Origin of the sequence: Paenibacillus vulneris (assembly GCF_039543185.1) — a bacterium.
Taxonomy (GTDB): Bacteria; Bacillota; Bacilli; order Paenibacillales; family NBRC-103111; genus Paenibacillus_S; species Paenibacillus_S vulneris.
Genome location: NZ_BAABJG010000055.1, coordinates 499732 through 525772, shown reverse-complemented (window position 1 = coordinate 525772; position 26041 = coordinate 499732). Strand labels below are relative to the sequence as shown.

29 protein-coding genes are annotated in these 26041 nt (G+C 31.6%); 23 read left to right on the top strand and 6 right to left on the bottom strand.

Annotated features, from left to right (window positions below):
* Positions 1–43 precede the first annotated feature (43 nt).
* The 6 genes from ABEA66_RS35480 to ABEA66_RS35455 all read right to left on the bottom strand — a co-directional run bounded on the left by ABEA66_RS35480 (position 44) and on the right by ABEA66_RS35455 (position 5435).
* On the bottom strand, positions 44–511 hold the full coding sequence (locus tag ABEA66_RS35480) for a phage tail fiber repeat family protein (protein ID WP_345595154.1): 468 nt from the start codon (positions 509–511) through the stop codon (positions 44–46).
* Between the two features lie 59 nt (positions 512–570).
* Positions 571–1788 (bottom strand): hypothetical protein, encoded by a 1218-nt coding sequence (locus tag ABEA66_RS35475; protein ID WP_345595152.1) that lies wholly within the window; start codon positions 1786–1788, stop codon positions 571–573.
* A gap of 4 nt (positions 1789–1792) precedes the next feature.
* Complete coding sequence (locus ABEA66_RS35470) at positions 1793–1966, bottom strand: hypothetical protein (protein ID WP_345595150.1); 174 nt, start codon at positions 1964–1966, stop codon at positions 1793–1795.
* Between the two features lie 106 nt (positions 1967–2072).
* Positions 2073–2399, bottom strand: coding sequence for an HU family DNA-binding protein (locus ABEA66_RS35465; protein ID WP_377740412.1), 327 nt, complete (start codon positions 2397–2399; stop codon positions 2073–2075).
* 234 nt (positions 2400–2633) lie between these two features.
* Positions 2634–5189 carry an RNA dependent RNA polymerase gene (locus ABEA66_RS35460; RefSeq protein ID WP_345595214.1) on the bottom strand — a complete coding sequence of 852 codons (2556 nt, stop codon included), beginning with the start codon at positions 5187–5189 and terminating at the stop codon, positions 2634–2636.
* 33 nt (positions 5190–5222) lie between these two features.
* Positions 5223–5435 (bottom strand): hypothetical protein, encoded by a 213-nt coding sequence (locus ABEA66_RS35455; protein ID WP_345595148.1) that lies wholly within the window; start codon positions 5433–5435, stop codon positions 5223–5225.
* 283 nt (positions 5436–5718) lie between these two features.
* On the opposite strand from ABEA66_RS35455, the gene ABEA66_RS35450 reads away from it, so the two are divergent.
* The 23 genes from ABEA66_RS35450 to ABEA66_RS35340 all read left to right on the top strand — a co-directional run bounded on the left by ABEA66_RS35450 (position 5719) and on the right by ABEA66_RS35340 (position 26015).
* Complete coding sequence (locus ABEA66_RS35450) at positions 5719–5877, top strand: hypothetical protein (RefSeq protein ID WP_345595146.1); 159 nt, start codon at positions 5719–5721, stop codon at positions 5875–5877.
* Between the two features lie 15 nt (positions 5878–5892).
* Positions 5893–8247 (top strand): AAA family ATPase, encoded by a 2355-nt coding sequence (locus tag ABEA66_RS35445; protein ID WP_345595144.1) that lies wholly within the window; start codon positions 5893–5895, stop codon positions 8245–8247.
* A gap of 41 nt (positions 8248–8288) precedes the next feature.
* Positions 8289–10208 (top strand): hypothetical protein, encoded by a 1920-nt coding sequence (locus ABEA66_RS35440; RefSeq protein WP_345595142.1) that lies wholly within the window; start codon positions 8289–8291, stop codon positions 10206–10208.
* Positions 10209–11182: 974 nt separating this feature from the next.
* The gene (locus ABEA66_RS35435; RefSeq protein ID WP_345595140.1) at positions 11183–11890 is read left to right on the top strand and encodes a hypothetical protein; all 708 of its coding nucleotides are present in this window, start codon (positions 11183–11185) and stop codon (positions 11888–11890) included.
* A 69-nt stretch (positions 11891–11959) separates the two neighbouring features.
* The gene (locus ABEA66_RS35430; RefSeq protein WP_345595138.1) at positions 11960–12193 is read left to right on the top strand and encodes a hypothetical protein; all 234 of its coding nucleotides are present in this window, start codon (positions 11960–11962) and stop codon (positions 12191–12193) included.
* 312 nt (positions 12194–12505) lie between these two features.
* The gene (locus ABEA66_RS35425) at positions 12506–13465 is read left to right on the top strand and encodes a site-specific integrase (protein ID WP_345595137.1); all 960 of its coding nucleotides are present in this window, start codon (positions 12506–12508) and stop codon (positions 13463–13465) included.
* Positions 13466–13757: 292 nt separating this feature from the next.
* Positions 13758–13928, top strand: coding sequence for a hypothetical protein (locus tag ABEA66_RS35420; RefSeq protein WP_345595136.1), 171 nt, complete (start codon positions 13758–13760; stop codon positions 13926–13928).
* 48 nt (positions 13929–13976) lie between these two features.
* On the top strand, positions 13977–14609 hold the full coding sequence (locus tag ABEA66_RS35415) for a defense against restriction DarA-related protein (RefSeq protein ID WP_345595134.1): 633 nt from the start codon (positions 13977–13979) through the stop codon (positions 14607–14609).
* Positions 14610–14656: 47 nt separating this feature from the next.
* On the top strand, positions 14657–14944 hold the full coding sequence (locus ABEA66_RS35410; protein WP_345595132.1) for a hypothetical protein: 288 nt from the start codon (positions 14657–14659) through the stop codon (positions 14942–14944).
* A 40-nt stretch (positions 14945–14984) separates the two neighbouring features.
* Entirely contained in the window at positions 14985–15164 is a 180-nt protein-coding gene (locus tag ABEA66_RS35405) for a hypothetical protein (protein WP_345595131.1), read from the top strand.
* Positions 15165–15269: 105 nt separating this feature from the next.
* Entirely contained in the window at positions 15270–15647 is a 378-nt protein-coding gene (locus tag ABEA66_RS35400; RefSeq protein ID WP_345595130.1) for a hypothetical protein, read from the top strand.
* Positions 15648–15701: 54 nt separating this feature from the next.
* On the top strand, positions 15702–16100 hold the full coding sequence (locus ABEA66_RS35395; RefSeq protein ID WP_345595129.1) for a hypothetical protein: 399 nt from the start codon (positions 15702–15704) through the stop codon (positions 16098–16100).
* A gap of 70 nt (positions 16101–16170) precedes the next feature.
* On the top strand, positions 16171–16356 hold the full coding sequence (locus tag ABEA66_RS35390; RefSeq protein WP_345595128.1) for a hypothetical protein: 186 nt from the start codon (positions 16171–16173) through the stop codon (positions 16354–16356).
* Between the two features lie 90 nt (positions 16357–16446).
* Positions 16447–16686, top strand: coding sequence for a hypothetical protein (locus ABEA66_RS35385; RefSeq protein WP_345595127.1), 240 nt, complete (start codon positions 16447–16449; stop codon positions 16684–16686).
* Positions 16687–16965: 279 nt separating this feature from the next.
* Positions 16966–17151, top strand: coding sequence for a hypothetical protein (locus ABEA66_RS35380; RefSeq protein ID WP_345595125.1), 186 nt, complete (start codon positions 16966–16968; stop codon positions 17149–17151).
* 121 nt (positions 17152–17272) lie between these two features.
* Positions 17273–19696, top strand: coding sequence for a hypothetical protein (locus tag ABEA66_RS35375; protein ID WP_345595123.1), 2424 nt, complete (start codon positions 17273–17275; stop codon positions 19694–19696).
* A gap of 59 nt (positions 19697–19755) precedes the next feature.
* Positions 19756–22782, top strand: coding sequence for an N-6 DNA methylase (locus tag ABEA66_RS35370; protein ID WP_345595121.1), 3027 nt, complete (start codon positions 19756–19758; stop codon positions 22780–22782).
* A gap of 292 nt (positions 22783–23074) precedes the next feature.
* Complete coding sequence (locus ABEA66_RS35365) at positions 23075–23917, top strand: ATP-dependent DNA ligase (protein WP_345595119.1); 843 nt, start codon at positions 23075–23077, stop codon at positions 23915–23917.
* 145 nt (positions 23918–24062) lie between these two features.
* On the top strand, positions 24063–24335 hold the full coding sequence (locus tag ABEA66_RS35360; RefSeq protein WP_345595117.1) for a hypothetical protein: 273 nt from the start codon (positions 24063–24065) through the stop codon (positions 24333–24335).
* Between the two features lie 138 nt (positions 24336–24473).
* Positions 24474–24725 (top strand): YolD-like family protein, encoded by a 252-nt coding sequence (locus tag ABEA66_RS35355; RefSeq protein WP_345595115.1) that lies wholly within the window; start codon positions 24474–24476, stop codon positions 24723–24725.
* Positions 24726–24762: 37 nt separating this feature from the next.
* Positions 24763–24996, top strand: a complete 234-nt coding sequence (locus ABEA66_RS35350) for a hypothetical protein (RefSeq protein WP_345595113.1) — start codon at positions 24763–24765, stop codon at positions 24994–24996.
* A gap of 27 nt (positions 24997–25023) precedes the next feature.
* The gene (locus ABEA66_RS35345; RefSeq protein WP_345595111.1) at positions 25024–25221 is read left to right on the top strand and encodes a hypothetical protein; all 198 of its coding nucleotides are present in this window, start codon (positions 25024–25026) and stop codon (positions 25219–25221) included.
* Positions 25222–25262: 41 nt separating this feature from the next.
* Positions 25263–26015 carry a DUF6710 family protein gene (locus tag ABEA66_RS35340; protein ID WP_345595109.1) on the top strand — a complete coding sequence of 251 codons (753 nt, stop codon included), beginning with the start codon at positions 25263–25265 and terminating at the stop codon, positions 26013–26015.
* Positions 26016–26041 lie beyond the last annotated feature (26 nt).

The following is a 26041-nucleotide window of genomic DNA, read 5'->3' as shown; positions in this document are numbered from 1 at the left end:
CAAAAAAGAAGCCAAGAACAATTAGCTTCCCTATCTTTGCACTTTATTGATTCATTAACCCAGCATTCCTTAGTTTTTGAAGTAGGGCGTTAAAATCTAAAACAAGTCCAGCAATATCTTCTGCTGTACTGTCAGTTTGTGAAACCATCTTTGAGGCAGTTAATTTACCTTCTAGTGCAGTTTGAAGTCCATTAACATCAGTTATGCTATGTGTATGAACAGCTGCAGCTTTACTATTAAGTGTTGACTGTAAATTCGTTACATCTGCAATTGAATGTGTGTGAGTAGCTGGTGTAAATGTTGTAGGCTTTCCAGTAATGCCAGCCCATGGTACAGTTTCTGCTACTTCTGCTAAATCAATTTTTCCATTATCATTTACATCGTATACACTTTTTAACATATCGCCAGAACTACCACTATTACCACTATCTAAAAACTTAACAGGAAGAGGATTAAGTTCACTTACTTCAATTGTTTCTTGATTCTCACCTCTAAATATCAAGTAAGGCATTTATAATCTAACCTGCTTTCACATAAGTATTTTGCTAAAAACATAGAATAAATCTAGTCCTAAACATAATGAATGCTATCTAGTTCCTGTAAATTATATTCAAATAACATAAATCGTTTGTGCGCCCCAACAAACCCGTTATCTCGGTGCCAGCTGTCGGTTTTATTCCGTGTAGAAAGAGTTCTAATCATAGTACCAAAAATATCTTTTCCATCTTCAACATGAAAGTGTCCTTTGTGAATTTCTCTTGTTTTTGCCTTAGCCCACTCCAAAGGGAATTCATGAATAAATATGTTGTGCAGATCTTTTTTGGCTTTATCACCATGGGTAATACCAATGAAAACTTCCCCAAATGTATGAATTTTGCGTTCCACAATCTCATCATCACAATCAATCTGAGGGTATCTAGCCTTTAAATACTTTACAAATGCCCAACTAATGGCTTCATCATGATTACCTTTTGAATAAATGATTTTCACATACTTAGACTGTTTTAATGACTTTTCAATCATTGGCTCATAGAACAGGCAGCAGTCTTCCCAAGCTTTCTGCATATCAACCTTTTCAATTGGTGTTCCATTAGCAGTGTTACCTTTCAAGTCGTTATTATGGAACATGTCTTGACCAATAACAAAAAGAATTTCGTCCCATTTTCTTAAGTTGATCTTATCTAAGATTCTTAATTGAGTTTGTTTATAGTACTCATAATCAGAGATGCCAAAATGAGCATCAAATAGTGGGATTTCCAATAGTTTATTTTCTTTTGAATCAAATGAAGTAGTATCAATTACAATTGGCTGTACATTCTTTATGGCTTCAATAATTTGCTGAAATCCATAATGATCATTACGAGGTTTGACAGTGATTTTACTAGCATATAACTGTAAGACTCCATCTTGTTTTGAATATGAGTTCCAAATATTTGATTTAGCCGAAACAAGTTCCCACTCTGACTTGTCGTATCCATGTGCAGTTAAAAGGAATTCAACATTTTTCGAGTTCTCGATTGACATATGAACAAGTTTATTACTTGTTTGAGTTCCATCTTTTTGAATTTCTACCTGCTCTTTATAATTCGATACATTCTTATCGTTAATGGTGGATGGCTTCTCCAATTTTGCATCTTTAGATCTTAGTTGCGATTTTACCCAACATCTATAAGCCTCACCAGTTACAAATAAACCATTACTATGCGCATTAGCAAGATCTTGCCAACTTTCGTTTATTTCTTTGTTTCTCTTTTTAATTCCTATCTGTAGAAGTTTGGAGTGATTCATCTAATTACTCCTCATCTTCATTAGCATCATTCAGTATAGTATTTATCTCGTATTTCTCAACTGGAGTTACTGTAATTTTTTCTGCTTCAACAACGACTGTTACTTTTACAGCATTAGGGTACAGATTGTAAAGATCGTCTTTAATTTGATTTAATTCTTTAATTTTTTCATTTGCCATTGTATATTACATCTCCCAATATATTTTATGTGCAAATCAGTATGGAAAAAGGGCAACCGCTAGTCACGATCACCCCTTGTTATAAGTTATGTATAAAAAATAGGTATTATTTACTCGCTACATATTCTTTCATTTTTTTAGATGGTTTAAATGCAGGAACTTTGGTTTCATTAATTGTTAACTTAGCTTTTTCCTTTGCTTCCTCTTCAGAAGCACCTTGTTCTTTTAGCTCATTGAATAATTTAGGATTAATACCAGCACGAGCATTACGTTGACGAGATTCAAAGTTTCCGAAGCCCACCAACTGTACTTTTTCTCCATTAGCAAGTGTATCTGTAATGGTATCAAGAGTAGCCTCGACTACTGCCTCTACGTCCTTTTTCTGCAATCCTGTAATATTTGCTACTTTTTTGATTAGTTCAACTTTATTCATTATTTCATTCTCCCTTAGTTTAATTATGGGGTTGTCTTCTCCCCTTAGAGGCTATTAAGCAAATCTTTAAAAAAGTTAGTAAATATATAGGAAATATGCTTGTTTTGACATTTTGTGCACTTGGAAAAACGATATAAATGAGGTCAAAAAATCCTTATTAATTCTAACTTTTTTTAATCTAACAAAAAAATCGCCGCTTTCCCTGCTAATGTGTCTAAAAATAACCAATTTGTTTTATTTTTTTGTCCTTTTAATTTTTCTTGCACACGCTTCACAGTATTTTTTGTTTGAAGTTCTGCCCATAGTTCGTGTCCCACATGAATCACATAAAATGTAACCCTTTTTAAATGATTTATGTATGTTATTTGATAAATTAATCAATATTACCTCACCAAAACATTCCCATAATGTAGCTTTAAAGGATGATCGCTTATATTTATAAAGGTATTCTATTAGAACATCAACGACATAATTAATATTTGAATTTACTTCTAAAATTTCCTCTTTTATTGATTGATACAGATAAGGAATGTTACTATTTTCATCTGTATCTTTGTTAATCATAAAATGGCTTCTTGTTTCAAGTTCAGAGTATTTATCAATGATGTCTTTATTCAAATCAACATTTACACTTTTATTACTTAATAGCATTTTATAGTTGAATTTTCCAATGTTACTTGCACGAAAATTTAATCTTGGGTTATTGATAATCTTTTCTAATTTATTTATAGTGCTATTATTAATTTTCTCTACTTCATGTTTTTCTTTATTTTTGGCATACATGAAAAAGTGAGGAACCTTAGACTTCGTGTACATATGAATTAATGTTCCAATTTCCTTTGGTCTTATTGGCTTATATAGTGTTTTAGCATAGTCAATAACAAAGTTATTTTCCATGCAAAGCCATTTAATTACATCTAAATTTACCTGTTCGCTATTCCATATTTTTGTGATATCATTTGATATCACTCCAATATTCCCACCAGTATAAGCAGCTCTAAGTCCATTGAAAATACTTTGATTATCAATTACCTCAGCTTCAGCTTTTGCCATTTCATAATACAAGGGGACAATATCATTCATATTTCGGTCTGCAACTCTAATTAGTAAATTATCGGCGCAGACAAGCGCCTTATCTCCGTCTACGTCAAATTGCAATATCTTACTAATTGGATCGTGACAACTCGTGTATAAGCCTTTTGTAATAAACCATTTCGATTTTACTTTGTCAGATATGTTGTGTCTTATTGCGTGCTCACGATATAAATGTGGACTACGTAAACAATTTAAGTAATTAGTTTCTTTATACAAGCAACAATATACTTCACCGTTAGCAAGCAATCCTTTTGGTTCCTTATTGTCTAAAATTAGATACTCACAAAATGCATATAGATCTGGACAAAGAAAGGTATATTTCCCTTCAATGTCTAACTTCCCTGCTCTTGCATTTTTCACAATACTTTTCTTTACTTGTTTCAATATTTCTTTAGAGTATGTATCAGCAAGCAATTCAGGGTATATTTCCAATGCTCTCTGAAAATAATTCTTACTTTCATTTGAGTCAGAAACACCAAGTACTTTTAGCATGGTTTTTCTGTCAGTGCCAATTTTGCTTATAGTTTCCTTGGTTTTAGAACATAATTCTTCAAGTTCATCGTCAGTTATATCAGTAAGTGTTTGAAGCATTTGATAATTAATTTTTGCATTGCCAATATTATCTTCCTCAACATTACATATTCCTGTTTGACAATTATGTTTTATGTATTTTTCCTTATACTCATCCCATGAGGAGTAGTATTTCCACATTTTAAACTGACTTTTTGTTAGTATAATTTCAATATTGTCCTCAAGTAAGTTGTATTGTTTACCATAAATATCAGTTACTGTTCCACATTTGAATCCATTTTTTAATGCCCTGTTTGCCTCCCTAATAAATTTGTCATAGGGGAAGGGGACAAGAAGACCCTTTATCCAAGGCATTCTTATCATAAAACTTTTGCGACTCTTTTTTGGGAGGATCATTCCGCAGCCATCAGTATGATTTATTCTAACGTCCATTTCTTTCCGAGTGATGCTGTATGTTTTTTCATCAATATAATCTACAACACTTCGGACTAGCGTTTCCATATCATCAACCACGATGACCTTATTAATGTCAATATCTTTCCATTCGTCAGTGGCACTATTGCATAAAGCCAAATAAGCTAGATATTTATTGATATTTACTCCACCGAGGCTGTTTATTTTATCGGGGGGGAGTCCACACATGAGAGTGTCGCGGTGTCTTTGTAACAAACTTTCCTTAATGAACACTGTTTTTTTGGTTCTTATTTGTCCAGCACTTGCAGTAAAACATACGTACTTTTCATTATTAAGAAGAAATCCATTTATAATAATATCCTCAAGAATTTGAAAAAAGAAGGTTTCGACTATAACTATATCCAAAGATAACTGATTTTCTTTTAATCCCAATGTTCTGGTTAATGTTGACTCAAATACAGAGACAATATTTTTATCTGTTAATACTTCATTTCTTAACTGCCTGACCTGTGTATTTTCCTTAAATTCAATATAAAGCTTATCTTTTATTCTCTTAATACGTTTGTTGATACTTGATATTATTTTTTTACTTTTGCTTTCATATGTATTTTTAATATTGGCTATGTTTTTCTTTAACTTTGCTCTTAATCTATAATTTTTATTGAGTCTATTATGTAATTTAATTTCATTTTCATTATAAAATGCACTTGTATCAATGCTATATATATGTATTTGCTTATCTAGACTAATATCTCTCCCTCACTTTCATTATAGAGAATAAATCTATTTTCTTCTTACTTGTCCATTTTTAATTTTCAAGTACAAATCATCATCACTGTCATAGATTCTCTGAGTAGATTGTTTAATGTTATCCCAACCATCATCTGTTACTCGTTTGTGGACTTTCTGGGTCTCCTCATCAAAAAATTCATTCTCTGGATCAATGTCCCCATTATAATAGACGTCTTGCCACTCAAGTCTTGAACTTCTTCCCATTTACATTCTCCTTTATCATATAAAATCATCCCCTCTATAAAGATTCGGTAAGATGCGATTCTTACAGCGATAATTTAGCATTTTTTGCTTTTTAAAGTCAATAGTTTTTAAAAAATGATATCTGTTGGTTTCAATCAGTGGAATACTTAAAAAGTAGTACTGATGATTAGTACAATAAAATGGAAAAACTATTGACTTCTGCATTTAGAAAATGATAAGTTCCTGTTGCATAAAGGTAGCACTTAATTTTTTTTCAATACATTTGGAAAAGGAGAAATATTTGATGAACTACCAGAAAATTATTAAGGAGAAGGGATTAAAGCAAATTTGGATTGCAAAACAATTGGGGATTAGCGCAGCTATGATGAGTATGTATTTAAAAGGCCAAACCAACATGAGTCCTGAGAAAGTAAATAACTTAAAAATTATCTTAAACCAATAGAAAAGGGGATGAAAAATGAATAATATTATTAAACTAGATATCACTCCAACAAAATGTCTGTACCCTAAAGTATTTAATCCAAATAATGATTTTTACATTTATTCATGTAGTACAAATAGCAATGATGTTGAGAAAAATAAGTATGGTAACATAACAGTAAAAGGAAAAATGCAACGACTAGACTTAGATATTACTTATAAGGCAGAGATAGAGTTTGCAGAAAGTCACCCTACATATGGGACAAGCTACAATATCATATCGGTGTATCAAGAACTACCAAAAACTTTAGAAGCACAAAAGGACTTTCTTAGGGCACTTATTACAGAAAATCAAATATACGAAATTTATAAGGTTTATGGGGAAGAAGATGTAATTGAATTATTCAAGGAGGATAAATTTGATTATAAAAAAGTTAAGGGTTTTGGTGAGACAACTTATAAAAGAGTAAGGCAAAAGATTATGGATAATTTAGAGTATCAAGAGTTATTTGCCAATCTGGGTAAATATGGTATCACGTATGACACAATTGTTAGACTGATGAAAGAATTTGGATCTGCTCAAATTGCGATTCAAAAAGTTAAAAATAATCCCTACGTACTGACTAAAATTCACGGAATCGGTTTTAAAAAGGCTGATGCAATCTCTAGAAACATGACCAAAGAAGAAATTCAGTTGTTACTTGATGAAGGAAAAATAACAAAAAAAGAGGCAGAAAAATTATTCGTTGAGAAAGTATTTGAAAGTCCTTTTCGAATTCAGAGTGGTATAAGACATATTATTGAAGTAGAACAAAGTAAAGGTAATACATATATTGAAAAGAAAGAGTTATTAAATCAAGCAGTTGAACTACTACAAATTGATTTTGGGTTAATAGATAATGAGATTACTGCAACTGAGGGGTTGCATATAGAAAGTACGATGGTTGCATTAGAGGAAACTTATAAGACAGAAGAATACATTAGCAATTGGATAAACACAAAAATTAAGACTTCAACTGAACTAAATTTTGATGTGGAAGATTTTATCTTAAGAATGGAAAGTTTGTATAGTATAAAGTTATCAAACCAACAACGAGCATTTTTTTACAATATTAAAAAGAATAGTATCAACTTGCTAATAGGCTATGCAGGGACTGGTAAATCAAAAATGCAAAGTCTACTCAGAGAACTTTTAAAAGAAATTGGACTAACAGCAAAGTGGTTAGCGCCCACTGGCAATGCTGCAAAGATACTCTCAGGATACATTGGTGAAAAAGCAACTACGGCACATAGGGCAATTGGTTATGGAATGACAAAAGAGGAAAAGGATTTAACGGAGATCGTTGAAGATTTTGTTATAATAGATGAAACTTCAATGTTAGACATATTTATTGCCGCGTCAATCCTGAAAAAAATTAAGAACCCAGAGACCAGAGTATTATTCATTGGTGATGCTTTTCAGATCCCAAGTGTGTCTGCAGGTAATCTTTTACATGATATGCTTGAAAGTGAAGTTTTACCCACCACCAAACTTGATATTGTATTTAGACAAAGTGAGGGTGGAATTTTAGATATTGCAACAAAGATTCGACTTGGGGAAAAGTTTATAGATAATGGAACTGAGGGTCGTGTATGCTTTGGTAATAATATGGTCATCCACTGTACTGAACAAGAATGGATGGCTGATGGTTATAGGTTTTATTACGACAGATTCTTAGTTAATCATAAACCAGAAGAAATTATGGTGTTAAGTCCAACTAAGAAGGGACTACTTGGGACAGTGGCAATTAATAAAGAAATTCAAACTATTGTGAATCCATTTAGTTCACAAAAGAAGGAAATTGAGTTTGGTGAAGACAACATACTCAGAGTTGGAGATTATGTTATAAATGTAAAAAATACATATGATATTGTGAATATAAATAAAGAGATAACTGAAATAGTAAATGGTGATAAAGGAATTGTTTATGATTTAATTACTGACTGGAAACCCCAAAAAGATAACCTTAACTTTAGTAAGGATAGATATAAATTTGATGATGAAGATAGTGAGAAGGATGAAGATGAAGAAATTGATGAAAATGGAGTATATGTGAAGTTCGACTTGGATGAGATAAAGATTTCACTACAAGACAAATTTCAATTACTACATGCTTGGTGTTTGACCATGCATAAGAGTCAGGGTGGAAATGCAAAGGCAGTCTTAATTATATGTGATAAGTCACACAAATTCCAGATGAGCGCTAATTTACTTTATACCGCAGTTACAAGAGCTACAGACTATGTTGTTATTGTGTGCCAAGCAGATGTCATAAATCATGCAATGAATAAAGTTGAAAATTTGAGAAGGAATACAAGATTAGAAGAATTACTTAAGAGAGAGGCCGTTTAGCGGCTTCTTTTCTTAAAATAGATTAAAGGGGAGATATGCAATTGAAGATACTGCTTGATAATGTTTGTTACACAAGCAAGCCTAGAAGTGCAGGAACTGTGACTAAAAGTATAGTAAAGTGTCCTGTTGACATAACGATAGAAAGTTTGGCTGATGAAATAACTAAAGGAAGATCATTCACTTTATCAGAATTTCATTCAATTAATGGAGAAATCACTAGATCACAAGAACACTGGAAATCACAACAGTTGATTTGTTTGGATTTCGATAATGAGATAACGAAAAAAATAAATGGGAAGAACAAAAAAATAAAAAACATTACTAGAATGTGGGAGCAAGCAAAGGAGCAGTTTAAAGATACAGCAGTATTTATGTATAAGACATTTAATTATCAGAATGATCACCCTAAATTTAGAGTAATCTTCATGCTTAATGAAAAAGTGATAAATGGCCAATTGATGGATTATATACTTCGAGATTATAAGATTAAGTATCCTGATGCTGACTCTAAATGCTTTGAAAAAGCAAGAATGTTATATGGTGGAACTGATTTATATATATTTAATTATAATAATAGGATATTAATAGAAGATTATATTTATAAATCAAATATAGATAATACTGTATGTGAGTCGAGTGGTCAGGGGGTTTTGGCATTACAATATTCTTTAGATTTATATTCTAATGCTATTGACATGCCAAAACCCCCCCTAGAGTCAAATAATGTAGATATTATAAGGAAAAAAGACATAGGGAAGCTGCACTCTATTCTGCAGCCAATGAGGGTTAGATATTATACATATAGTGAGTATGTTGATTACATAAAAAAGCAAGACATTAGTAAGCTTCTTGGAATAGATAATCCTAAATCATTTTGTTGTTTATTCCATGAAGATAATAATCCAAGTGCAAGTATTTTTCAAAATATGGAAACTGGTGACTATATATACTGCTGTAATAGCTCAAATTGTACATTTGGTAAGGGCATGGTCATTAAATGCATCGAACGCATACTGAAATGCAATAGAACACAAGCACTTGAGTTTTTAAGAAAGGTGTATAGAGTTGACTTCCATCAAACTGAATGGCAGAAGGAACAAATTGAATTTCTTGACGAAAATATACATTATTTACAAAGCACAGATTTCCCTCAAGAATACCCAATACAATATGGTTTAGTAAAGAATTATCTTGATGATTTGATAAAATTTATAAGCATATCGAAGGAATATATACCAGCTGAACATTACTCCAAAGAGTATTCCAAAGTTCTATTTTTTATGAGTTTACGTCATTTTGCTAAGGTGTGTGGCAAGAATAATATAAAGCTTGTTGGTGATCGAATTGCTTTATTCACTTATTTAAAATACATATATAAATTGGAAGAACATGAAATTCCGAATAAATTGTTAGAAAGGGCAAAGAAAGAGTTGGTTTTAAGTAAAGGTGAGAAAAATATAAAGGGAATGAATTTAGTAAATTTTTATTCAATTCAACCTTATTCTGAAGAGAGTATGTCTGAGTCAGAAATTAAGGCTAAAGAGTTTAGAGAGAATCACTTTACCATGAAAGGGATCTCCAAGGAAATGTTTATAAGAGCACTAGGAGAAGATGAAGCGAACAGGATATACCCTCAGATGAAAGACAAGAAGGTAAGTGAGAAGAGTCACATGGTTACAAAAGAATTAGAACAAGCAGCACTACATTTGCTACAGACAAAAGGTTGGACAACTGAAAGTGAAGTATTAGGCGTAATTGATAAGATAGTTGTAGGAAGTAAAGACTCAAAACATAGGCAGATGAAAAAAATTATAGGTGAACTGTGTATTAAGTATGGATTGGAAAGAAAAAGAGCAAATAAGATTTTGTTGAATGAGTTAGGGATAGGCAAGATATATAATGATGAAGGTGTAGAGTGTTATCCATTTTTGTTAATTAAAAAAGAGAAGTTATGTGGGTAGTGGCTCATGAGATATGAGTCACTTTTTTTGGATGATAGGTTGCCGCGATATATTGAAATCGGTAAGTTAGGTTTTGGGTTAGATTGGCTTGAAGAAAGTTGAGGGATTATAAGATAAAATTAGTTAATGGTTGATTGGATGAGTGGCAAATATGGGGATGGTAATCGTTAAAGTGTAGATTAGATATAGGAAAAATGAATGATTTGAGTGTGTGATGATTGGATAATGGGTGGTTTGGAGGGTAACAGTGATGGAAAATGAGGTGATGGATATAGGGGAAAAATATAGGTGAGAAAAGGGTAAAATGAGAGTGAATAGGTATGGCTGTACGATTGTGTTTACGATTGTGATTGTGGTTAAGGGTAATCGTTTATGTATAAGTGTGAGATTGAGATGGACCTGCTAGGGGCAAATCACTCAAAATTTAGGGGCTGATAATTGTAAATATACCCCCCTCTATACGGCTCTAAAAAGCCTTATAAACACTATAGAATACGATAACTATAAATTATCGTAGGTAATAATTAGGGCTGCCCAGAAACGAAAATAGGGGGTCATTTCGTTTCTGGGCAAGTAGCGACTTGAATGAAGTAACACTAAAATAGATATTTACTTTATAATATATAGTCACTATAAAAAATATAGTAAGTATAATCGACATAGTAACAGGCGAATTTATATCCAACACATACGACACATAACCACACACAAATACACAACTGTTTCTACACAACTATCTTACAAAAAGTAACCACCATACATATTTTCCTCAACTCACCAATCATCACTAATAATCATCTATTCCTCATTCAACCTACCAATCACACCATGTCAATCTTCCCTGCCAGAAAATATTATCACACACTAACACACATTGCCATCCATCTATTAATAAATAAAATATACAAAAATATGTTTACAAACAACCCATTCCATGGTATAATTAGGTATAAACTGATAAGGAGGAAACAAAAATGACAACTGAAACTAAGGCGAAATTCACAGCAATCATCAGCAACTTAAAATCAGAAGGTTTCAAGGTTGGTAGCCTAAAAGCTTCCGATATCATGACTATCACGCCTGTCATCCAGAACAGAAGCAAGGTTGTTGACGGTGAATTTGTTCACTATTCGGTAGAGTCTGGCACGCTTTTGGAAATGTTTTTCGACTTGGAAAATGGGGAAACCATGGGTTCAATCATTTTCAACGTAAATACATACGAAATAACAAAAGTCATCGTAAAAGGCAAAGATAGCAAGAAGTATCGTAACTATTACGTTTCTTTAATGACGGATCTTTTCAACGCAATTGTAAAATTTGCTATAACAGCTCCAGTCTCTAATAGCCAAGAGATTTTGGAAGATGAAGCAATTGCAACTGAGTCTTGCCAAGTTGTTCAAAACGAAGAAATTGCAATAACAGCAACGAATCAAACTTCCACAGGTTTTTCAAAAAGTGGAACCATGTATACCAACAACATAGACGAATTGTGGGCAAAACAATTACTGCAAGAGATTGCAGGATATCAAGAGTGGGTTAATGATGGTTTCATGGTTGAACATGCACTTTATCAAATACAAAAGCTTCAAAAGTTATATAACAGCATCATTAATAAAACATACAAGTCGAAAGAAAGTATCGAATCAATTCATTTAGATTTAAATAAACACAATTCAGCATAACAGCAACGCTATTGAGTACCACAGCTTTTTCAAATAGTATGATAACAAAATATGAAAGAAGGGCAATAGATGAACCAAATAAAGGATTACATCTTACTATTCTTATCCATCCTAACAGGTCTTATCGGTGCATTATCCTTCAAACCAAACAGGGAACGAGTCAAGGCAGAAACAAAAAAGCTATTAGCGGAAACAAGAAAGCTAAACGCAGAAACAAATAAAATTATCGAAGAAACAAACAAGATAAGAGAAGAAGCAAGAAAATTAAAAATAGAAAATGATAAAAATGAAACTAAAAAATAATACATAAAATAAAAAAAGGGGAAGGTTAATTCCTTCCCTAAATCTGATATACTATAATATAACAAAGGAGTGAAAGGGGATTGTTCATAATGAAAACTTTGCGTTATCCTTCAGCGATATTATTTCTCTTAGGTGTGGTTATGTTCTTTTTCGTCAAAGCTGCTGAACCACAATATCTAAAATACTTATCCTTGCTAATTGTAGTTGTCTCCACATTTGTCTTTGTAAAAAGTTTTGATCGCGAATAACGCTCATCAATTCCATATAACAGCAACACATATTTATTTCAGGGGAATAAAGGAGGTTGATACAATGTTTACCCAATCATTAGCCCAATCCTTTACAGCAGATCCAATTCTGTCTGAATCACAACAAAATGAAATCAATTCATTACTCCAATCATCCAAAGCATCAAATACACTTAAAGCATATAATTCAGATTGGAACCACTTTACATACTTTTGTTCATCACACAACTTAACACCATTGCCAGCTCATCCAGATACAATTCTACTTTATATAACAACTCTATCCAGCACAAACAAGCTATCTACAATTAAAAGACATTTAGCGGCTATCAATAAAGCACATACTTCTTCAAATCATCCAAGCCCAACAAATATACAAACTGTTAAAGAATTACTTGATGGAGTTGCGCGGAAAATTGGCAATAAGCAAACACCAAAGAAAGCTTTAGTATTGGACGAAATAAAGGCCATAATTGACTGTATAGACACAACAACACTGCAAGGCAAAAGAGATAAGGCGATACTCTTATTAGGCTTCTCAACAGCTTCTAGACGGTCTGAGCTAGTATCAATTAACCTACAGGATCTTACATTGACATCTCAGGGTATGGATATCTCAATTTATGAGCAAAAGAACAATACTCACGTTCTAAAGTCAATTGTTTACACTCATAATAACTATTGTCCTATTCAAGCCTTGAATGACTGGTTAGATGCATCTTTAATAAAAAACAATGCTCTTTTCAGATCAATAAACAAATCAGGTAAAATAGGCGAACGTTTAAAACCTCATAATGTTGCTGTTATTGTGAAAAAATATGTTACTCTTGCTGGATTTGATCCAACACATTATGCAGGACATTCATTACGTTCAGGCTTTGCGACTTCAGCAGCTATGGAAAACTTTAATACAGAATCAATAATGCAACAAACAAGACATAACACTCGTTTTATGGTTGATCGTTATGTACAGTATGGAAATAGGTTTAAAAATAATGCTTCAACAATTTTAAAAAAAATATAAATATTGATTGGGGTTGTTTTTATGATAAACAAACTCATGAATACCATAAACCGCTTAAAATTGTTTCTGATCGACTTTTGTGAATGTGATGTCGCTTAATATACTCTTGAAAGTAATTAAGCATTATAATCCATTATAGGAGGTTTTAAAGCATGTATAAGCATGGTAAGTACAGAAATGGTTCTCTATATGTTAGAACTCGTAATGGAAATTGGATAAACTTAAAATTATTATGCCTTTAATAATAAAATAAGTTAAAACATTGAACTCATGAGATGTGGAGGAATAAAATATGACATTAGCACAAGTGAAAAAACAATGTAAAGAAATGCATAAGGGAAAACACTATACTGAAAATTTTTACCTTATCAAATATCCGCTTATTGGTTGGACCATTGGCACTTCCAAAGATTTTTCAACAAGTAATACAAAAGCAATCGATATGAGGCTATTTACAATCTAAACGCAGTCAAAATGAAAGTAAAATTTTATTATAATTGGAGGAATAAAAATGAAAAATATAGTATGGGAATCTGAATTCAGTCAAAGAACAAAAAACGGGGTTCAATATTGGGGAATAGGAAAAGAAATGGAACTGATCTATATTATTGAAACAACTAGACATGAAGAAGATGTAAAAATTGATTATTCAAATGTATATAAGCGTGAATATAATTCATTAAATGAAGTGTTACATATTTTTAATGAGTGGCAAAAGGCTGGATATAAAAACATTCAAATTGTAACCAATGTAAAACATAACAATGAAATAATTATAGAAGATGTCTCGGAATGCCTAGAATTGTCCATTAACAGTGAAGAAATGAAAGTTCTTAAAAAAGAAAGCGAACAATTAGAAAGTGCAAAAGAGGAATTAAAAACATATAGAGGTTTTATTAAAAAATATAATGCAGAAAAGACATTCGAAAAATACTTGGAAGAAAGTAAAACAGATAAAAATAAAGATCAAAATGGTTTATACTGGTATGAAATGCGGTTACGTCCTGCAAGCATAGGAGCACAGCCTAAAGGTTTTGTTAAGTCAGATGAAACAAAAGGCCGTCACGGAATTATAGCATACGACAGACCGTTAACAACGAATGAAGTGAATGAGTATGATTTATCATTATGGAATGTCTCATAAAAGGGTATGAAATTTTAATTTTATTAGAAAATGGAGGAAATAAAAAAATGGATAAAGAGCAAAAAAGAAACTTTTATTCAAGATTAATTAATGGGAATCAAGTGAATTTTGTAGATTGGGAACAAGTTTATACTGTTGAATCATACATGAATTGTTTAAATGACACACGGAAACTAAGATTAGTTAGTGATGAAAAAGGAATATTATTAATGGAGATGCCTTTGCCGCTATGGAGATATTTAGAGAATGGTGGAAATGAATTAAGTTATAATGCATACTTACAGGAATCGGAGCAAATGAGAAAAAATTATGTGAATTGTTCTGTAACACAATAAAATGTTACTTTTATAACCTAATTAAAGAGGTGATACATATATGAAAATCCTTGAACTAATTGCAGCAAGTGAAGACATTGTTATCATTCTCTACTCTACAGATAATGGCTATGAAGTTGCAATTAACGATACAGACATTAAAACATTTGATTATGAAAGAAACGCAAGAGATCATTATTATCGCCTAGTTGAAGAAAATAAATTAGAAACAAATACATAAATAAAATATAATAAAAAACTTTACATAGACTAACCTTATCTGTATAATATTACTTAGATAAGGTTATTTACATATATAAATTTTTTTTGAAAGTGGTGTGTATAAATGAATAAAAATCAGTATTGTATGTGTGGTAATAATCTACAAATTAACATGATAGATGTCGGCACAGTCGATGATTGTATAGTTTCTGATTGCGAGAAGTGCAGCCGTCAATTTATATATCAATTTCATGGAGAGAATGGATCTTTGATAAATATTAAAGAATTGCATTGCCCTAGAAATTATAAGACAAAAGTATATTATATATCAGAGGGAAACAATGTTGAAATTTCTCGTAGCATTGCTGCAAAAGACATTGATACAGTCGAATGGATCTTAAATCAATTGTATAATGATTTACGTGGTTTTTGTTTCATTGAAGAATGGGCAAAACAAGAAAAAATTGATTGGGATTGGAATAAAGTTTGTGAAGCTATGTGAAAGATATAGCTTATAAAAGAGTTGTTTTAAGGGAAAACAAGGGAGGAATAAAGTATGAAAAAATGTCCAAAGTGTCTAGGTAAAGGTATAATTCAGAATTACATAATAATTGATGGCGGTAAATGTTACGCCTGTAATGGTCGTGGGCTTGTCGATGATAAGTTCACATTACCCAGACCGAGAATTGAATACGAACCGCCTAAATGGGTAATTGAAAAAGAAAATAGAACAATTCAACAAGCCTATGATAACAAAAGGGTTATTGAGCAGCGTTCAAAGAAAGTACTGGTCGAACTATTTCACATCGATAAACTTGATAAAATTGAACAGGTGCTCATTACAGATGATGTGTTAAGTTGCATTGATAGTTGGACATATACATATGAAGGATTGGCTAAAATGTGCGATATGGAGTTTCAAAAAGTAATTATTGAAGCCTACGAAGAATTGTAAACAATATGCATGAATTAATTGTTTTAAAGGCATTTAAAAATTGTTATGATACATATTGGAGGCGATATACATGAAAATCAAATTAGATGTGACAATAAAATCTAACAACCAAGGGTTCTATTATACTGTCCCTGAAGGCACCATCTGTGAAGTCGAAGAAGTAAAGGGGGATAGAATTTATTTCAAATGGAATAATGGGGTTGAAGAAGGAATAGCAAATATTCATAAAAGTTTTGTACAATTTATCGAGGTTTAGGGGAGATTAACTCCCCTGAGATTCCCCATGAAATAGCTGTTTTAATGGATTTCAGAAGATGTTAAAATTAACTAAAAAGGAGGTTTTATTGTGGAACAAAGCACAAAGAACAAAATTAACGTACATATTCAGATGGCAGCTCTTGATGTGATCAATAAAGATATTCAAAATCTATCAGGTGAAGCTTTTGAATCTATAGTTTCAAAAGTGTATGAGAAACTAACATCATATGATGATAGCGAAATAATCAAAAGTGCATTTACAAGTGAAATATTTAAGGTTTTTGTAAAAACAAAAATAAAATCATTTAATGAATTTTTCGAGTTGTAAAATTGCAGTTTAATTATATTTTACGGGAAGGTGATAGACATATGGCACTAAATTATGAACTAACTGCAACAGCTACGAAAAGAGCATATAAAGTAATTAAACTAATGGAAAATGGTTTCAATGCAGAAGAGTTTGAGTATGAATTTTCTAATTTATATACGTACCCTGACTATCCAATGCTCGAAATAGACTCGTTATATGAATACTATAAAAGAAAATAATTTTGTTGTTTTATTTTAAAATAAATACATATATAATCCTTTTGTAGGGGTTGATACAATGGAATGGGATTTCTCTAAAACAATGATTGTAGGCTATGGAATTCTGTATGATCCAAAAGGAAATAAATATAATGTTGAGTTTGATGATAATGGAAGCATTATTGTGACTACTACTAAGCGAAATACTGAAGTTAAGATCCCAAAAAAGGTATATAAAATGATTCAAGATAAAATAAACCAATAAAATATCAGTTTCATTATAAATAAAATATACATAAATATAATATTATATTGATTATTATCATCTGATCAATTATAATAATAACTATAAAAGGTAAATAATACATAATTGGAGGCGTTATAATATGTACTATGGAGATAAAATGGAAGCCAAAATAAACATCATGGAAGAGCTCGTTAATAGAGGTTGGATAGTTTATGGCTTTACTCCTGATCAATCTGATAGTATGACCGATTATTATTCTCCTGCTCATTGGAACGGTATAGCAGAAAAAAATGGTTTTGTTTTGGTCATCGATCAGCATGGTACATATTATAGCGGCTACGAAGTAAAAGAGTATAATTGCAATAATAAAGCACACATTGCTTATAAACGTATCAAAAAACTTGAAGCAATGATGAACGATGCAGCAAGTACAGAAAATGAAAAGGAATCTTGTAAAGCACTTATACAAAAAGAGAAGGAAAAAGCAGAGGTTAAACCAGAATACATAGTTACTGAGACTTATCCAACATTCACAAATGGAAACCCTAAAGGGTCAAGCTGGCACATCGAAAAAGATGGACAAATTCTTGCAAAGGGTAACGGTGTTTTTGCTTGTTATGTGGCTAATGACCATATGGAACCATATAAAAGCGAACGAATCAATAAAGTAAATTCATTTGTAAATCGTATTGAAAAGGTTCTTAAGGACTCTGACGCATTACAAGTGGAAGTTATAAAAGTGCCTGTTACAGTTACTAAAATTGTAGAAAAAGAAATTCAAACTCTGATTGATACAGATATAAAAGATGGTTTAATGTTTATTATGAAAGTTAATTACACAAACGGAATTCATAAAGGTACAAAATATGCATTTACATATAAAGACGAGCAATTTAATAAATACCATATGTTTAGCAAGTTAGGAAAACGCGGCAAAGCTTCCAAAAGTATGAATAAGTCTTGGCCGTTATCTGTTGATAAGCTTAATCAAATGTTAGAAAAGGGTCATATTGCTATTATTGAAATGATTGAAGTAACAGAATATCAAGAAAAAACAGTATTCAAGAAAACTAAACGTCAACAAAAAATGTCCGATGCTGTACAACTTGAAACATTAGAAGAGATACCGAAAGATAAGAAAAATGAAGAGCATGAAGAAATAAATACATATAAAACAACTGATGAACTTGCAACTAGTAAGCAATTATGGGCGCTACATTGTGCGACTAAACTCGATACAAGAGGAGCAAATATAAGTAAAACAAAAGCCTCCGAATTAATCAGTAAATCAAAGAACGGTCAATGTATCATCAATGAATTAAAACAAATATTAGGTCAAATGGCGGAGCCTGAAAACATCAAAGAAACTAATACACAAGAGAATGAAGACATATATAATACAGATTGTTTGGCCGATGTTCTAACAGATTACATCTTAGCTAATGAAAGACCGATGTCAGACGAACAAAAAACCGCTTGTAAGGCTCATATGGTGGAATATATGTCCAGACATGATATGGAGTTTACAGAAGCAATGAAATCATATATGGCTAGGGAATATATATTCATGTTGTCGATATTTGAGTTTGAGCAAAAAAATAATTCCTATGAAACCACAATTTCATCTGAAGAGAAATCTAATGTTATCTATCATGATTTCGGAAAGATTGATCAAGAATTAACAGCAGAGGAAACAGCACAAGAGGAGGAGACTCAAACAAGTATGTTTGATGATATTTTAAGTAAATTTGATAATGTCGAAGTAACATTAGAGAAGAAAATTCCTAGTGAAGATTTAGAATTCTGCAAAACTGAGCAAAAATTATATAATGTGGCCATTGGAGTGTTTATTGATATCGCTAATGAAATAAATATAGTTTCAGGTTTAAATGTACTTACTGGTGAATGGCACAAAGATAAATCATCGAATACATACCTTGATAGTTACAGATTAAGAGAAATAAAAGTAATAGCAATGAGTATAAAAGAATGTTTTATCGATAAAATTGTTTGCTATTTTACCGAAAAATACAATGTCACTATTAAAAAGGAACGACTGCTTAAAAATTATGATTATGACATTACATATACAAATATTATTGATGACATCATGTTGCAACTAGAAGGCTTTTCATTTGCTGAAAAAGCAGTCAAAGAACTATTAGATAAAACAAAAAATACATATTATTATAATGAATATAAAAAACAGAGTAATATGGATATAAAGAATAATAAAATTGTAATTGATGGTTCGTATGTATATAAGGATACAATTTGGAATCAATACAGGTTAAGAGGAGACTTTAACGAAATATTTACAGCATTATATTTATTTGATAATGGTTCAATCCCTAGAGAGGAAACTGAACTACATAGTAGATATTGTGGCTACCAGAACGAAAGAAATGATAGAAATTATGAAAAGTACCAACCTGTTTCGCTCTCGAAAGTTGAATCAATAAAATTTTACAAAAATGGAAAACTGGAAATTGAATTTAAATCAAATCAAATGGCAACTAAATTTGCTTATGAATATCTCGGTTATAGGAAAGTAAGTGCATAACAGCAACATATAATAGGAGCCAGCATTTTTAACTGGCTCCCTAGAAATAAGGTGATTGTATGTATAAAATAACAAATACAGTAATACCACAAGCAAAACGAAAAGAAATAAACGATAAAATATTATATCTGATCGAGAATAACCTTTGTTCAAGATACGGTATAACAGCACAAGATGTATATTCCTCATATACAGGTGATGGTGCTTTGCATGGATTATCATTTAATGATTATGATTCCTTCCATTCATTTACGCAAGCTAAAAAAGAAATTGAGAACGGCCAATTCTTCACGCCTCATCATGTTTGCAAATTCCTTGTAGAATGTCTCAATCCGACTAAACATGATCTAATTGCGGATTTGACTGCAGGAATAGGTAACTTCTTTAACTGGCTGCCAAACCAGCAAAATGTATATGCAAATGAGTTAGATATTAAAGCTTATAAAGTAATGAAGTTCCTTTATCCAAAAGTTCATATAACAGCTGACGATGTTAGGAACTACAATCCTAATACAACATTTGATTTAATATTAGGTAATCCTCCATTTAATCTAAAATGGACTGTGGGTAAAGAAGAGTATTTGAGTCAATTATATTATTGCATTAAGGCATACGAACTTTTAAAGCCAGCTGGAATACTTGCACTGATCGTTCCATATTCTTTCCTTTCAGATGAATTTATGGATAGCGGAATGATAAAACAAATCAATAATCGATTTAATTTTATATACCAAGCAGAATTGCCTTCAGATGTTTTTAAATCTGTTGGAGTAGAGCAATATAAAACGAAAATTATGTTCATGCAAAAGAAGAGCGAACATATAACAGCCAACCTCTTGTATTCCACGGAAATTTTTCATATAACAGAACTCAATAAAAGTTCCAGCGACTATATTTATGAAACATACATAAAGCCATTGGTTGACCAAAAGGAAAAAGTTAAACATAAACTGCTTTTTGAACAATTACAACATAACAGTGACGATAGAGAATTTCAGGAAAAAGTAAAAAAGTATCTATTTGATATCAAACGTAACAAGAATATTGACTCAAAATATGCAAAGTGTACTGAGTATGTTTCTAAGTATTATAACCAAGTTAGACCAGAAGGAATGAAGTGGGAAGAATGGGAAAAGATCAGAATTACAAAAGGTAAAGTACTTTCATATTTAAAACGCATTATTAGCAACCAACATGTTAAAGAAGCAGACTCTATAAAATTGGTCAAAACCAATTACAGTTTAAAATTAAAAGGTTATTCTCAAAAGAATAAATTATATTTATCCAAGTATAACGGAATAAAAGAAATTAGCTTTAATGATATGGTTCTAAATGAAAATTATCCATTCGATGATCCAACATACATAAAGTTATATAACAGCAAGTTAAAAAAGTTCCAGCAACAAAGTATTCCGTTTAACAAGATGGAACTAAATTCAAATATTGAAAAGTTTCTTAACGCTTTGGTAATAGTGGATCATGAGAATGATGAAGAAATACGACTCAATGCAATTCAAAAAGAAGATACAAATAAGATTCTTCAAAAACAGTATGGCTTTTTACAATGGGGGCAAGGATCTGGAAAAAGTATTTCAGGGATTGCAAATTTAATGTATAGATTAAAAGGTAACAGCGTACGTAATGTGTTCGTAGTTTCTACAGCAATTGCAATCAATAACACATGGCAAGTTATTCTAGATAATTACAAGCTTGATTACATTCGTATCAATGAATTGTCCGATATTACTAAAATAAAAAAAAATCAAATTGTTATTGTTACTTTAAACATTCTTTGTAAGTATCAGAAACAAATTAAAAAGTATATCAAAATGCAATCTAAAAAGGTTTCGCTAATTCTGGATGAGGCCGACAATATTTCTAGTCCTACATCAAAACGAACTAAAGCCGTTTTAAGCGTCTTTCGTAAGGTGAAATATAAAACCCTTATGACTGGCACTATGACGCGAAATACAATTGCTGAAGCTGCTACACAATTTGAATTGCTTTATAACAATAGTCTCAATATGTTAAGCGAGTCTCAGTATATCTATAAACGTGATAAGGACGATCCTGACAAATTGAAAGAAACACCGAATGATTATTATAAACGTCCAATCCCTGCATATCATAAAGGCTACAAGTTATTTCAAGAGTCCCATATACCTGAAAAGATAACTGTATTTGGAATAGGTCAACATACTCAGGATATTTATAACAGTGACATATTAAAGAAGCTGATTGATAAGACAATTATTACACGAACTTTCGAGGAAGTAAGAGGCCAGAAGATTTATGAAATAACTCAGAATACAAGTACTTTTGCATCTAATGAAAGAGAGTTATACAGAAAAGCGATTGAAGAATTTTATTCGATGAAACACCTATTTAAATCCACGGGAAATCTTCGTAAGGATCGAATGTTGGAGATACTGAATCAGTTAATGCTAATGCTCAAAATATGTGCGGCTCCTCAAGTATATAAAGAGTACTTAGGTGGAACGCCTAACAAGTTTAAAGACGTTCTTTCTATGCTTGGTAAATGGAACAATGAATGCGTAGCTATAGGTGTTAGACATATTAAAACAGTTAATGCTTATGCCGCGGCTATACGTGCTAAATATCCTGATAGACCTTTGTATATTATAACTGGAGATAGAGTAAACCTTAATAAGCGAAAAGAGATTGTAAAGGCATTGCGACAGTCTGGGAATGGAATTTTGTTAAGTACTCAGCAAAGCTTGAGCAGCAGCATGAATATTGGTTTTGTGAATAAAGTAATAATCCCTGAGTTATCATGGAACGAGGCCACTATGAGTCAGTACTATTTCAGGTTTGTAAGATATAACAGTACTGAACTTAAAGAAATTCATTTTGTTACATATGAAAACAGCATAGAAAGTAATTTGTTGGGATTAATCCTTACCAAAGAAAAGTTGAATTTGTTTATGAAAAATCAAGAATTAGAAGATGAGGAACTGTATGAAAAATACGGAGTACACTTTGATTTGCTTGATATGTTAATGACAAAGGAAAGGGATTCAGAAGGTAAAGCTTATATTCGTTGGGGTAAGCAGAATATCGTATGAGGAGAGAATAATATGTTCTCCTCATACCCAATAAAAAGTATATTTGATGAGGTGACTTGATGAGTATGGATAAATACTTCCGATGGATTGTTATATATAAAGATAATTCCAAACGATTTAGCAATTTACATACTGAAAATGATGTTTGGTTATGGGAAAAGAAGATTGGTAACTTAGATAAGTTAAGTGAAATCATTCCTAACCCCAATTATGTTTCCCCATTTGATCACCAATAATTCCCTAGATAAAACAAAAAAGTATTGAAGTAAAATGGACTTAGGTGGTGTTACTTATGTTCATTTCTCCAATGTTACTTCAATACAGTAAAAATAACGAACCATTCAATAAACCAAACCATATTTCAGAGCTTAAGTTAGATGGATTTCGCTTAATTGTGTCAAATATGGATAAGTTGAGATTGTACACACGGCACAACAATTTAGTTACAAATAGATTTCCAGAATTATTCGAATGTCCATTGCCTGCAGGAACTATAATCGATGGAGAATTGATTGTTGAAGATCCTGAAGGTAAACCTGATTTTGAAGCATTGCAGGCAAGGTTTCAATCAAAGAAAAATAAAACGCCAGTTTCGTTTTGTGCTTTTGATATTATTAAATACAAAGGTATTGATGTTTATGGTTTGCCTTTAATGAAACGAAAGGAAATACTTGAGGAATCTTTTATGGGTTCGCAACACTATAAAAAAGTGAAAACCTTTGAGGGCAATGCAATCGATTATTTCAACTTAGTAAGTCAACATGGCTTAGAAGGTATAGTTATAAAATATAAAAATTCGCTATATGAAATAAATAAACGTTCATGGTCGTGGCAAAAGGTCATAAATTGGACCTATGTTGATGTCTACATATCAGGATATAGGAAAAATGAATTTGGACTCCTTATATCTATAGATGATGCGACTAATGGACTGAAAAGAAATGTGGGTATTGTAGAGTTTGGTGTTTTACCTCATCATAAGGAAGCTTTACGGAGTGTGAAAAAACGTCTAATTTACAAAGAGGACGCCAATTTTGCATATATGGAACCACTAATTAAAGCAAGGATCAAGACAAGAAACTGGACCAAAAATGGAATGCTGAGAAGTCCTGTATTCTGTGAGTTTCTTATATGATAAAATATTCAGACATAGATCATTGAGTTCTTGATTTAATCGAGGGCTCTTTTTTGGTAATGAGAAGATGATTTTATTGTAAAATCATAGAAGCCAGTGTTATCATTTATATGCATTGACTAGGATATCGTTAGGGGAGAAGTTCATGTATTATATTCGAAAAGGATATGTTGTTTGCCCACATTGCGGACATGAACGTGGTCGAAAAGGACGAATAAGACGATATAAACATATTGATGATGGAATATGTGTAGTTTGCAATGGCGAAGGAGAAATCACTGTTCAGAGATCGCTGCAAATAAAGGAGCAAGCAACTATAAGTGACTATGAAAGATTTTACTCTAAAAGCATGACATTTGAAGAATATAAACTTATGCGTAAGAAAGAAGACGAGGAAATAGATAATATGTTTGACTGAATTTATCACCATAATATTCGAGTAAAAAATTGCTCGTTTGCAGCAATTTTTACTTTATAAAAGTAAAAAATATAAATTAACAAAACAATAAAAATGTGCTATAATTGGTTATAGCAGAAAAAATTGGAGGTTAATAAAATGTCAAAATCCAAAGTTCCCAAGCGGCCAACAAGAGATGAATTTGTTTTGGAGGAACTTGGAAATCAACTTACTGAAGCATTTTATGAAAAATCTGAAATTGTTTTAACTGTTTGGGGTCGAGAAGAAACCGTTCGTGGTCAAATTGATAAGATGGATTCTAGAACAGGTAAGGTACATATTGAACAAGCTAGTGGAATTGTAAAGGTGCCCTTTATGGACATCATGAGTGTAGATTATCCAAGAGACTAATAAAAGGGTTATTTCATTAGTTAAAGGAGAAAAGTAAATGTATAATTTATACATTGATAAAGCTGAAGGTAAAATTGAAATTAAGCCTTTAAGGAAAGTCTTTTATAAATTAAAAGATAGCATTACAGACGAAGTTACTAAGTATAACAGTGTTTATTACTTCTGCACTCAAAAAAGACCATTAATAGAATTTGCTGAACAAACTAAGCAAGAATGGATTAATGAATTAGAAAATGAACTGAGTAGAATCAGAAATATCAAAATAAAATGACTGTTTTATGTAGAATGGAGGATTATCATGGGGGGCAAAACTTTTCATAAGGATATTCAAGAAAAATTACTGGCTTATGAATTACAAGGCTTCACAATCATTTTTGAGCTCGATAGAACAGTTAAGGGCATGGGGTATAAGGTTTATCCTGAAGATAAATCAGTGCGAGTTTACGGTTTAATTGGAGATTTTGAGACGTTTAAAACAATTAACTTCTCACGATAAAATGGCTATTTCATAATAAATGAACTTGGAGAGCAAAAAAAATGTTCAACAACTTCTTTAATAAGAATAAGACCTCTAAGGTTAGTGGTAGCGATAATGCTGCAGAAGTTCAACAACAACAATTCACTAGAATGATTAGCATGGCTCAAGATATACTTAAAAATTCTGATGAACATACTCCCTCAAAAGAATATAAACATCCTATATTTAATTTTATAAAATTGCTTGGCATGAAAATGCAAACAGATTATCTAACTTATTTGTTATACGCTGATGATTATGGTGAGACTAGAAAATATCCTGACATAACTCCTTGGCATACATTTTTCGATATTTCAGCAGTATTAACATTGGATGGAAAAAAGTTTTATGATATTCTTTTTGGGAATAAATTAGAAACTCAGTTCAAGGTTGACCTTACTGAAGACTTAGTTCTTCCGTGGCCTTGGAATGTAGATAGATATGTTACTTCAATTACATCAATTGGATCGTCGAGGCCATGGGGAGAATGGGAAGAAGATTCTAATCATCGTGTTGATATGTATCTTCCACTAGGTATTTGTTTTGTTAGAGGTGGGAATCATTCTATCACATCTGGAATTATATCTGGCAAAGGAACAGTAACAACAAGTAAGGTCTATGATATTAGCTTAGTATATGACTATGTTTATACAGATGGTATTTATTATAGAAGAACTGCTGATAATTCGATTATTTCAAGCGTTCAATTTATTGAATTTGCTGTTATTTTTGAAATAGGCAGAATGTTAAGGGAACGAAAGATATCAAGATGAAAGGCATGTTTTATGGGAAAAGGAGT